General features: G+C 67.0%; 10 protein-coding genes and 1 tRNA gene. 5 read left to right on the top strand and 6 right to left on the bottom strand.

The features are described 5' to 3' along the window. The first annotated feature begins 316 nt into the window (after positions 1-316). Positions 317-1,153: a polyphosphate kinase gene (locus RBB34_RS03415; protein ID WP_306117783.1), complete on the top strand. Its 837-nt coding sequence runs from the start codon at positions 317-319 to the stop codon at positions 1,151-1,153. A gap of 125 nt (positions 1,154-1,278) precedes the next feature. On the opposite strand, the gene RBB34_RS03410 is transcribed toward RBB34_RS03415, so the two are convergent. From RBB34_RS03410 to RBB34_RS03395, 4 genes are all read right to left on the bottom strand, one after another. Then, positions 1,279-1,354, bottom strand: a tRNA-Lys gene (locus tag RBB34_RS03410). Positions 1,355-1,471: 117 nt separating this feature from the next. Continuing rightward, positions 1,472-2,038 (bottom strand): type 1 glutamine amidotransferase domain-containing protein, encoded by a 567-nt coding sequence (locus RBB34_RS03405; protein ID WP_306117782.1) that lies wholly within the window; start codon positions 2,036-2,038, stop codon positions 1,472-1,474. 58 nt (positions 2,039-2,096) lie between these two features. After that, positions 2,097-2,999: a PhzF family phenazine biosynthesis protein gene (locus RBB34_RS03400; RefSeq protein WP_306117781.1), complete on the bottom strand. Its 903-nt coding sequence runs from the start codon at positions 2,997-2,999 to the stop codon at positions 2,097-2,099. Between the two features lie 121 nt (positions 3,000-3,120). Continuing rightward, on the bottom strand, positions 3,121-3,915 hold the full coding sequence (locus RBB34_RS03395) for an NUDIX hydrolase (RefSeq protein WP_306117780.1): 795 nt from the start codon (positions 3,913-3,915) through the stop codon (positions 3,121-3,123). A 129-nt stretch (positions 3,916-4,044) separates the two neighbouring features. On the opposite strand from RBB34_RS03395, the gene RBB34_RS03390 reads away from it, so the two are divergent. From RBB34_RS03390 to RBB34_RS03380, 3 genes are all read left to right on the top strand, one after another. Next, the gene (locus RBB34_RS03390) at positions 4,045-5,262 is read left to right on the top strand and encodes a hypothetical protein (RefSeq protein WP_306117779.1); all 1,218 of its coding nucleotides are present in this window, start codon (positions 4,045-4,047) and stop codon (positions 5,260-5,262) included. 113 nt (positions 5,263-5,375) lie between these two features. Continuing rightward, positions 5,376-5,816, top strand: a complete 441-nt coding sequence (locus RBB34_RS03385) for a putative toxin-antitoxin system toxin component, PIN family (RefSeq protein ID WP_306117778.1) — start codon at positions 5,376-5,378, stop codon at positions 5,814-5,816. Beyond that, positions 5,804-6,034 carry a ribbon-helix-helix protein, CopG family gene (locus RBB34_RS03380; RefSeq protein WP_306117777.1) on the top strand — a complete coding sequence of 77 codons (231 nt, stop codon included), beginning with the start codon at positions 5,804-5,806 and terminating at the stop codon, positions 6,032-6,034. The genes RBB34_RS03385 and RBB34_RS03380 overlap by 13 nt, the downstream gene beginning before the upstream one ends. Here the strand turns inward: RBB34_RS03380 and RBB34_RS03375 are convergent. Further along, positions 6,013-7,938, bottom strand: coding sequence for a cation:proton antiporter (locus tag RBB34_RS03375; protein ID WP_306117776.1), 1,926 nt, complete (start codon positions 7,936-7,938; stop codon positions 6,013-6,015). The two genes, RBB34_RS03380 and RBB34_RS03375, sit on opposite strands and share 22 nt — an antisense overlap. Positions 7,939-8,120: 182 nt before the next feature. On the opposite strand from RBB34_RS03375, the gene RBB34_RS03370 reads away from it, so the two are divergent. Continuing rightward, positions 8,121-9,806: an alpha/beta-hydrolase family protein gene (locus RBB34_RS03370; protein WP_306117775.1), complete on the top strand. Its 1,686-nt coding sequence runs from the start codon at positions 8,121-8,123 to the stop codon at positions 9,804-9,806. A gap of 64 nt (positions 9,807-9,870) precedes the next feature. Here the strand turns inward: RBB34_RS03370 and ilvC are convergent, their stop codons facing one another. Continuing rightward, positions 9,871-10,890, bottom strand: coding sequence for a ketol-acid reductoisomerase (ilvC, locus tag RBB34_RS03365; protein WP_306117774.1), 1,020 nt, complete (start codon positions 10,888-10,890; stop codon positions 9,871-9,873). Between the last annotated feature and the right edge of the window lies 1 nt (position 10,891).

The following is a 10,891-nucleotide window of genomic DNA, read 5'->3' as shown; positions in this document are numbered from 1 at the left end:
CTGGACTATGGGCCAAGTCGGCGGCGATGAAAAGCGCCGGACGCGGGCACCGGTGGCCGCATATGCGCAAGCGTTTCGGTGACGGCGGGAAGCAAGGCCCGGAGCCGCACCGTGGCCGCGACCGCCTGCTCCGCCGCCTGCCGCATGGCGTGAGGGCGGCCGCCGGCACACCGTGACGTCATGCGTTTGCCGGAGAGAAACGAGGGGGGCTGTCCTGCTGGCGGGCGAGCCAATCACCTTTGCCGGTTGCCGCCGACGCCGATGAGGGAGTAGTCATGCATGCAACCAGCCGGATGGCCTGTCGCGAGGGTTGACGTTGAACACGACCAGATCGGGCGCGCGCCCGCGTCTTGACGATGCGGATCTGTCGTTGGCTCTTGGGAGCCGGAAGTATGACAAGAGGCTTGCCGCCCTTCAGCACAAACTTGCCCAGATCCAGCAGGCCTACCTCTTCCAAGGGCGATCGGCGGTCATCGTCTTCGAAGGATGGGATGCCGCCGGCAAGGGCGGCGCGATACGCCGGATATCGGCGGCGCTCGATCCGCGCAGCTTCAAGGTCTGGCCGATAGGAGCGCCGCGGGACTACTACATGCAAAGGCATTTCCTGCTGCGCTTCATGGAACGGTTGCCGCCCCGAGGGGCCATCACCGCGTTCGATCGATCATGGTATGGACGGGTACTGGTCGAGCGCGTGGAGGGTTATGCACCCGAACCGCGCTGGCGCGCGGCGTATCGGGAGATCAACGAGTTCGAACGCATGATTTCCGATGATGGCGTACGCCTCGTCAAGCTCTTCTTCCACATCACGCCGGAAGAGCAGCTGTCCCGGTTCGAGGAGCGCTTGCGCAACCCGATGAAACGATGGAAGCTTTCCTTCGAGGACTTCAGGAACCGCAGGCGGTGGGATGACTACGCATTGGCGATCAATGAGATGTTCGAGCGAACGTCGACCAAAGGGGCGCCCTGGACGCTGATCCCGGCCAATGACAAGAAGTACGCGCGCATTGCGGCCATGAAGACGATCGCCAAACGCCTGTCGCGCGGGGTCGATCTGTCCCCGCCGTCACTGGACGACAGCGTCATCGTTGAAGCGAGCGAGCACCTCAAGATGCGCCAATCGCTGGTCGAGAGCCTGGCCGGCCGGACCGAGTGACCGTGCGGGCCGGGGAGCCGCACAGCGCGACCTTGGGCCGGCGGGGACATGGCCGAAACCGATGGCCGGGCCGCGACAAGCCTGGACGGCGGCGGGGTCCGACACGGCCAAGTGCCTGGAATCCTTGGTGGGTGAGCAGGGACTCGAACCCTGGACCCGCTGATTAAGAGTCAGCTGCTCTACCATCTGAGCTACACACCCGGCCCATGCTTATCTAGGCCGGGCATCGGGCCGTGTAAAGGCGGACGATGAGGCCCTTGCAGCGATCGCGACGGCCCTGCGGCGACCGTCCTTAACCGGCGACCCGGTGCGCGATTGTCAGGCCGCGCGTGTGCGTTCGGCGTGCCATTCCTCCTCGATCGCCCGCACGATCGTTGCGACAAAGGCGTCGAGGTCGCCCGGATTGCGCGAGGTTATGATCGCGTCGTCGACGACGACGGGTTCATCCCGCCAGTCGGCGCCGGCATTGACCATGTCGGTCCGGATCGAATGGTAAGATGTCAGCCCGCGCCCGCGCACGGCGCCGGCTTCGGCCAGCAGCCAGGGCGCATGACAGATCGCCGCGACCGGCTTGCCCGAGCCGATGAAGGCGCCGACCAGGCGCATCACCGCCGCGTCCACGCGCAGCAGGTCGGGATTGATCTGCCCGCCGGGCAGGACCAGCGCGTCATAGGCGTCGGTGTCGATCTGCTCGGTCGTCTTGTCGACAGCGACGGTTTCGCCCCAGTCGTCCTTGTCCCAACTGCGGATCGCTCCGCTCTGCGGCGAGGCGACATCCACGGTCGCGCCTTTCTCGCGCAGCGTCCGAAGCGGCACGAACAGCTCGGATTTCTCGAAGCCGTGTGTGGCGACGATGACGATCTTTGCATCGGTGATGGAAGCCATGCCGGGTCCTCCGGGTTGCCTTTGCGGGCAACGGCGGCGGGCGGCATGGGTTCCACGCTCACATCAGCAAGCGCCCCTCGGCGACCTTGACCGCATGGCCGCCAATGCGCGCCGCATCCATCGTCCCGTTGCGGCCGGTCGCCTCGAGCCTGATCCTGGACGGCCGCCCCATGTCGATGCCCTGCTCGATCCACCAGGCGTTCGGCCCCTCGGCCAGCCCGTCAAAGCGCTCGATGGCGCCGGCAAAGGCGGCGGCGGCCGAACCCGTCGCCGGGTCTTCGGCAATGCCGTGATGGGGTCCGAACATGCGCACGCTGAACGCACTGTCGTGGCCCACGCTCTGCCGGCAGTAGAGGTAGGGGCACAGCACGTCGAGCGGGTCGAACCCGTCAAAATGCGCCAGCCACGCCGCTTCGTCGAAGCGCGCCCTGGCGATCGCCTCGCGATTGGCCACCGGCACGCACAGATACGGCACGCCGGCATCCCATTGGCTGATCACGTGGTTCTCGAAACCGATCTCGCTTGGCGCAAGGCCGAGCGCTGCCGCCACGGCGCCGGTGTCGAGCACCGGCGTTTGCGCTTCCGGCAGGCGCGGCAGGTCGAATTCGGCATAGGGCACGGCACCGCCATGCAGCGCCACGCGCACCGGACCGATCGCCTCCTCGATCACCATCAGCCGGTCCATCGGCCCGCCATCGCGTTCGCTCAGCGCGATCGCCCCGCCCACCGTCGGGTGGCCGGCAAACGGCAATTCACCGGCCGGCATGAAGATGCGCGCGGCACAGCTGTGCGCGGGATTTGCCGGCGGCATCAGGAAGATCGTCTCGGACAGGTTGAATTCGCGCGCGATCCGTCCCATCGCCGCATCGTCCAGCCCTTCGGCGTCGAAGACGACCGCCAGCGGATTGCCGGCAAAAGCCGTCTGGGTGAAAACGTCGTAGATCGCATAGGCATGGGACATGGCCGACGCTTATGCGCCAGCCGCCCCCGACGGCACAAGCCCCCAATGCAGACGCATCGCACCCGCGGCGGGCACATGGGGCCGGCACGCCGTGCCACGGTATTGCCGGCGCAAGACCGTTTCAAGCGCGCCCTGGCGGTCCCGCGCCCATCGCGCGCGCGCCCGCATTGTCCGAGAAGTGCCACAGCGCCAGCGCGCGCGCATGCGGCTTGAGCGCGTCCGCCTCCGACCTCGTGCGGATGGCGACGGTGCCGGCGATCTCGTCGTCGCCGGTCTTGGCCTGGTGCGCGCGCACCCGCCTCTCGCATTCGTCGAATGTGAGCGAAAGCCGGCAGCGCCGGGCGAGAAACCACACCGTATCGGTCCGCACCGCCCGATAGTCCGCGTCGAACGCCTCGATCGGCGGGGCAAGGCCGGTCTCCTCCTCGAGTTCGCGCCGGATATTGCCCGTCACGTCGACCCGCCCGTCGGCGGCGACGTCGTTCAGGTCCAGCGAGCCCGAGGGGAAATAGAGCTGACCGGCATTGGCCGTGTGTCCGGCCATGCGCACCGCGAGCAGCGCGCCGTCGGCGGTCACCGGCAGCGAGGTCCCGGTGATGTGGACGACACCCGAGCCGGCCTGGTTGGCGCGCCAGTAAAGGAACGTGGCGAAATCGGTGCGATGGCCCCGCGCCCGCAGCACGCCATCCTCGCACGCAACCTCGGCAAAGAGGAATTGCGGCCCGTTCCAAAGACGCGGCTTTTCGGCGCTGGCGCGCGCCCAATGCGCCGTGATCGCATCGCGATGGGCCGCCTGGAAGGCGAGCCGACCGTCGTCGATCCTCAGATCGGTCGAATCAAGGCGCAGCACCATGGCCCGCCCATACCATTGCTGGGCCGCTGCTCCGACCGCAATTCTCGCCCCTGACGCAGCCATGCCCGCGCCCGGCAATGCCGGTGGCCGGCGCGGCGGCGCCCGTTCGGCAACGCGTTTGACATGGATCAATTACATAAGCAATCATGAATATAAACGATATTTCATATACCAACGGAGGTCACCGATCCCATGTCACACCCAACCTCGCAACCGGCCCCGGCCTGGCAGCCGCTCTACTTCCTGGCGGCGCTCGGCGCGGGCGGTCTTGCCGTTTCGTTCTTCATGTATCTGATGTGGATGACGCCCCATGCCGGCCAGCCCATCCCCTCCTTCACCACGCTCGCCGCCGCCTTCGCCGAAGGCACGCTCGCCATGAACGCGCTGATCGCCATCGCCGTGGCCGGCATCGCCGTCTTCACGGTGCTGCATGTGCGGCTCGTGATCTGGAACGTTATCCGCCTGCGCGACTGGCACCCGACCGAGGCGGCGATCACCATGCGCCGCACCAACACCGGCTCGGCGATCATGGCCGTGCCGCTGACCTACGCGATGGTCATCAATGTCGGCTTCATCGTCGGCGCGGTCTTCGTGCCGGGCCTGTGGGAACGCGCCGAATGGCTGTTTCCCTTCGCGCTCGCCGGCTTCGCCGCGATCGGCGTCTACGCGCTGCGCCTGTTTTCGGGCTTCATGACGCAGATGATCGTCGAGGGCGGCTTCGACTGCGCCAAGAACAATTCGCTGTCGCAGATGCTGTCGGTCTTCGCCTTCGCCATGGTCGGCGTCGGCTTTTCGGCCGCAGCCGCGATGAGCCACAATCCCGTCGTCTCGGTGATCGGCTTTTCGGGCGCTGCCTTCTTCGTCTCGGCGGCCGTCCTGTTCGGCCTGATGTTCCTGTTCATGGGCTTCCGCTCGATGCTGGAGAACAAAGCCAACCCCGAGACCGTGCCGACCCTGTGGATCATCATCCCCTTCATCACCGTCATCGGCATCGCCCTCTACCGGATGAACATGGCGCTCGATCACAATTTCGGCGTCGCATGGCTGGCCGGCGAGAAGTTCGCCTTCCTGATCACCCTGTTCGCGGTGCAGCTCCTGTTCGGCGTGCTGGGCTATGCCGTGATGAAGCGCACGCGCTACTTCGAGACCTATGTCTCCGGACCCGAGAAATCGCCCGGCTCGTTCGCGCTGATCTGCCCCGGCGTCGCCCTGTTCGTTTTCGCCAACTTCGTCATCAACCCCGGCCTGGTCGGCCTGGGCGTGATGGAGCCGTTCTCAGTGGCCTGGTACCTGGCCTATGTGCCGCTGGTCGCGATCCAGCTTCTGACCATCCGCACCTTCTTCCGGCTGTCGGGCAAGCTGATCACCTCGGACCGGCCGGCCCCCACCGCGATGGTCCCGGCCGAATAGGGCCCCGAACATCGTCAATGATCAAGCGGGCGCTCCGGCGCCCGCATTCTATCGGGCCGATCTCAAGCTGCCAAATGTTGACCGGTGCAGTTGACAGCATATATGCTGTCAAAATGCGTGTGGTGGTCGACACCAACATCTTCGTTTCCGCCATCATGAATGCGGCAGGATCGCCACGGCAATTGCTGCGATTGTGCCTTGAAGGCCAGATGGTTCCGCTGATGGGCAATGCTCTTTACAACGAATACGAGGCGGTGCTCGCGCGACCTGCGCTGTTCGAAAACAGCCCCGTTTCGATGAAGGAGATCGAAACGCTGTTCGATGCATTTATGTCCGTCTGTGTCTGGACGCCGGTTTACTTCTTGCTCAGACCGAACCTGCCCGACGAAGCTGATAACCACCTGCTGGAATTGGCAGTGGCGGGAAATGCGCGGGCAATCGCGACAGCCAACAAGCGCGATCTCTTGGGTGGACAACTGCACTTCCCCGACATCGCCGTGGGCACCGCAAGCGAGGTATTGGAGCTCAAGGAGATGGACGAATGGCAACGCTGACAATCCGCCTTCCTGCAAGCCAGCATGAACGCCTGAAGAACCTCGCTGCCCGCCGCGGCGTGAGCCTGAACAAGATGTTCGAGGAATTCGCCGCGCGGGCGATCGCCGAGAGCGATGCGGAAACGCGTTTCCTTCTGCGGGCCGACCGGGCGGATGTGGGCGAAGGCCTCAAGGTTCTTGACCGGCTGGACGGGCACTACGGCTCATTGGAACCCTGACCGGGTGACGGTTCGCGATCCGCCGAACCCGCATCTCCCGCGCCGCGTACCGGTTCGGGCATGATCGCGGCGACCGCCGCCTTGCGGTCGGCCGCGCCGGCCACCGCCTCGCGCTGGCGTTCGAGCCGCTTGCGGTCGCGCTCGCGCACCGTGGCGATCACCGCCTTGCGCTCCGCCTCGTCGACACCGAGCAGCGCCAGCGCCCGGCCGCCCATCTCGACGCCCGCCGCCGCCGTCTCGCGCACCGCATCGTCGGCTCCCGCCTGGGCGAGCTGGATGGCGTGGATGCGGTCATAGGCGCGCGCGACCACCCGTGCCTGCGGGAACTCGCGCCGCACCATGGCGACGATCGCGTCGGTCGTCTGCGGCCGGTCGGTGCACACCGCGATCAGCCTGGCATCGGCGGCGCCGGCCGCCTGCAGCACGTCGCGGCTGGCGCCGTCGCCGAAATAGACGCGCCGGCCGAAGCGCCCCGCCTCGCGCACGCGGTCGGCATCGGCGTCCAGCAGCGTCACCGGTACGCCGTGCACCAGAAGCGGCTGCGCCACCATCTGGCCGAACCGGCCAAATCCGATGATCAGCGCCGTCCCGCCCGCGTCGGCGAAGTCCTCCTCCATGGTTTCGGGCGCCGGCTGCGACAGGAACCGCCGCAACAGGCGCTCGTTCTGCGACGACAGCGCCATCGACACGGTGACGATGGCGACCAGCACCGCCGCCGTCCGCGGGTCGATGATGCCGGACGCGGCCGCCGCCGCGAACAGCACGAAGCCGAACTCGCCATGCTGGGCGAGCGCGAAACCCAGCCGCAGCGCCTTGTCGCGGGCGGTGCCGAAGGCCCGGTTGACCAGATAGACCGCCGCCCCCTTGACGGTGACCAGCACGGGCACGGCAATCAGGATCATCAGCCAGTTGTCGGCAACCGCGCCAAGGTCGAGCGAGATGCCCACCGCAAGGAAGAACAGGCCCAGGAACAGGCCGCGAAACGGCTCGATATCGGCCTGCACCTGGTGCCGGTAGGAGGATTCGGCGAGCATGACGCCGGCGATGAAGGCGCCCATCGCATAGGACAGGCCGGCAAGCGCCATCACCAGAGAGGCGAAGATGACGACGCCGAGCGCCGCCGCCGCCATCACCTCGGGCGCCCGCGAACGGGCGAGGATGGCGAACATCGGATCGAGCGCGTAGCGCGCGACCGCGATCAGAAGCGCGATCGCCACGATGCCCGTCGCGACGGCCGCCGCATTGGCGGCCAGCGAGGCTTCGGCCCCGCCGCCCGGCGCCAGCAGCGCCACCATCAGCAGCAGCGGCACGATCGACAGGTCCTCGACCAGCAGCATGACGATGGTCGTCTGCCCGAACGGCGAGGACCGTTCGCCCGCCTCGTCCAGCGCCTTGGCGACGAGCGCGGTCGAGGACATGGCAAGCCCTGTGCCGACGACCAGCGCGGCCTGCCATTGAAGCCCGAAGGCCAGCGCGGTCGCGGTCAGCGCCGAACTGGTCGCCACAAGCTGCACGAGCCCGCGCCCGAAGATCGTCCCGCGCATCTCCCACAGCCGGGCGGGGCGAAATTCGAGCCCGATCACGAACAGGAACAGCACGATCCCGAACTGCGCGAAATTGAGCAGCGCCTCGGGGCTTTCGGTCAGCGGTGTCGCCAGCGCGATGCCGGCCACCAGGCCCGCCACCAGATAGCCGATCACCGGGCCAAGACCGAGCCAGCGCGACAGCGGCACGAAAATGCAGGCCAGCACGATCAGCGCCAGCGCCTCGGTGAAGCGCCATTCGGCCGCCGACAGCCCGAAGGGCGGGTCCGCCTGCGCGGCCACCGGCGCAACCATGGCGGCAAGCGCCACCGGCGCGGCACCGCCCACGCGCGCGATGGGCCGCCCGCCTCTCATGACCATCCAACCATCCCCGCTTTCCCCAGACCCCGGCGCGCGGCCACGCAAGTGTTCGTTCAGGTGTTCGTTTGCCGTTATCGAAGATAGCTTCGGGCCGCACGGTTGCCAGAGCAAAACACGCCGGCCGCCATCTTCGCCGCCGATGCCTTGATCGCGAGCGCCTGCCGGGCGATGGAACGGACACGATGACGCCCGACGCCGACACAGACCGACACGCCGCCCGCCCCGGCCCGGCATCCCGAGGCCTGTCGCTGTCCTGGTTCTCGCTGCTGATCGGCGTGATCTTCTTTGCCGCTTCGCTCACCCCGTCGCTGATCCCGCGCGACTTCGTCCTGCAGGGCGTTCTGGGAGGCGTCGTCGCCGCGCTCGGCTACGGGCTGGGGCAGTTCCTGATGTTCGTGTGGCGCTACATGGAACTGCCGGTGGCACAGGGCCTGACCGCGCGCGTTCTGCATGCCGGCTTCGGCGTCATGTCCGTTGGCATCGCGATCTATTTCCTGCAGCGCGCGGCGGAGTGGCAGAACTCGATTCGCGAGCGCGTCGGCATGCTGCCGGTGGACGAGGCGCATCCGCTCTACACCGCCCTGATCGCTATCGCCGTGTTCATTCCGCTTCTGGTTGCGGGCTGGGGCGTCCAGCTTCTGATGGACACCGCGCGGCGGCAATTGCAGCGCTTCATTCCGCGACGCGTTGCCAATGTCGCCGGTATTGCGCTTGTCGCCTATGGAAGCTGGGCGCTGGTCGACGGCTTCGTCATCCAGCGCTTTCTGGCCTTTGCCGACGACGTCTATGGCGAGGCGTCCGCCATGTTCGTACCCGGTGTCGCACGCCCCGACGCACCGACCCGCAGCGGCAGCGCCGCCTCGCTGGTCGCGTGGACCGATATGGGTCGCTGGGGGCGGGCCTTCGTGGCAAGCGGCCCGAGTGCCGCCGAGATCGCCGAGTTCACCGGCCGCCCGGCCGAAGCACCGATCCGCATCTATGTCGGCCGCAATTCGGCGCCCACGCCCGCCGAGCGCACCGAGCTCGCCTTCGCCGAGATGCTGCGCACGGGCGCCTTCGACCGCCAGGTGCTAGTGATCGCCATGCCCGTCGGCTCGGGCTGGCTGGATGCGGGCTCCCATGACCCGCTCGAATTCATGCATGGCGGCGATATCGCCACGGTCGCGGTGCAGTACTCCTATCTGGTGAGCTGGATCTCGCTGGTCTTCGAGACCGATGCGGGCCTTGAACAGGCCGCGACCCTGTTCGACCGCGTCTATGACCACTGGAAGGACCTGCCCGAGGACGCGCGGCCCGAACTCTACCTGCACGGCATCAGCCAGGGCGCGCTGGTCTCCATGGCCTCAGTCGATGTGCTGCAGATGCTCGGCGCTCCCATCGACGGGGCGCTATGGGCGGGCCCGCCCTTTGCCAGCGACCTCTGGCGCCAGGCAACGCTCAGCCGCAACCATGCCAGCCCGTTCCACCTGCCGGTCGTCGGCGACAGTTCGGTGGTCCGCTTTGCCAATCAGCGCGGCATCGCGGCGGCCGACGACACGCAATGGGGGCCGGTGCGCGTCCTGTTCCTGCAATACGGCAGCGACCCGATTGTCTTCTTCAATCCCCTTGCGGCGCTGCGCGAGCCCGAATGGATGACCGAGCCGCCTGCCTTCGACGTCTCGCCGCAGCTTCGGTGGGTCCCCTTCGTCACGCTGTTCCAGCTCGCCCTCGACATGGCGATCTCGCAGAACATCCGCCGCGGATATGGCCACCGCTACATCGCCGAGGACTACATACCCGCCTGGCTGGCCGTCACCCGCCCCTTGAACTGGACCGAGGCGGACACGCGGCGGCTGATGGAGCGGTTTGCGGGGTTCGATCCTGGATAAGGCAGTCGGTCGTCGGTCGATGTCCTTTCGACCGTCGTCCCACGACCCACGAACGACCCGCCCGTCAGTTCTTCTCCTTGTCGACCAGCCGGCCCTCGCCGATCCACGGCATCATGCCGCGCAGCTTCTCGCCGACCTGCTCGATCTGGTGGGCGTCATTGACCCGGCGGATGCCCTTGAAACGGGCCGCGCCGGACTTGTACTCCTGCATCCATTCGGAGGTGAACTTGCCGGTCTGGATGTCGTTGAGGACGCGCTTCATCTCCGCGCGCGTCTCATCGGTGATGATGCGCGGGCCGGAGACGTATTCGCCCCATTCGGCCGTGTTGGAGATCGAATAGTTCATGTTGGCGATGCCGCCCTCATAGATCAGGTCGACGATCAGCTTGACCTCGTGCAGGCACTCGAAATAGGCCATCTCCGGCGCATAGCCGGCCTCGACCAGCGTCTCGAACCCGGCGCGGATCAGTTCGACCAGCCCGCCGCACAGCACCACCTGCTCGCCGAACAGATCGGTCTCGCATTCCTCGCGGAAATTGGTCTCGATGACGCCCGACCGGCCGCCGCCGACCGCGCATGCATAGGACAGCGCCATGTCGTGCGCGTTGCCCGACGCATCGCGATGGATCGCGATCAGGCAGGGCACGCCCCCGCCCTTGACATATTCGCCGCGCACGGTGTGGCCCGGCCCCTTGGGCGCGATCATCAGCACGTCGACGCTGTCCTTGGGCTCGATCAGCCCGAAATGCACGTTCAGCCCATGCGCGAAGGCGATCGCCGCCCCGTCGCGAATGTGCGGGGCGATCTGCTCGCGATAGATGTCGGCCTGCAGTTCATCCGGCGTCGCCATCATCATCAGGTCCGCCCAGGCGGCGCCGTCGGGCACGTTCATGACGGTGAAGCCGTCCGCTTCGGCCTTGAGCGCGGTGGTCGAGCCCTCGCGCAACGCGATCCGCACGTTCTGGGCGCCCGAATCCTTGAGGTTGAGCGCATGGGCGCGGCCCTGGCTGCCATAGCCGATGATCAGGACCTTCTTGCCCTTGATCAGGTTCAGGTCCGCGTCGCGGTCGTAGTAAACGCGCATG

This window comes from Roseitalea sp. MMSF_3546, from assembly GCF_030732865.1.
In the GTDB taxonomy this organism is placed as follows: Bacteria; Pseudomonadota; Alphaproteobacteria; order Rhizobiales; family Rhizobiaceae; genus Roseitalea.
Note: the sequence above shows the minus strand (reverse complement) of the source record. Positions and strands in the feature narration are given on the sequence as shown.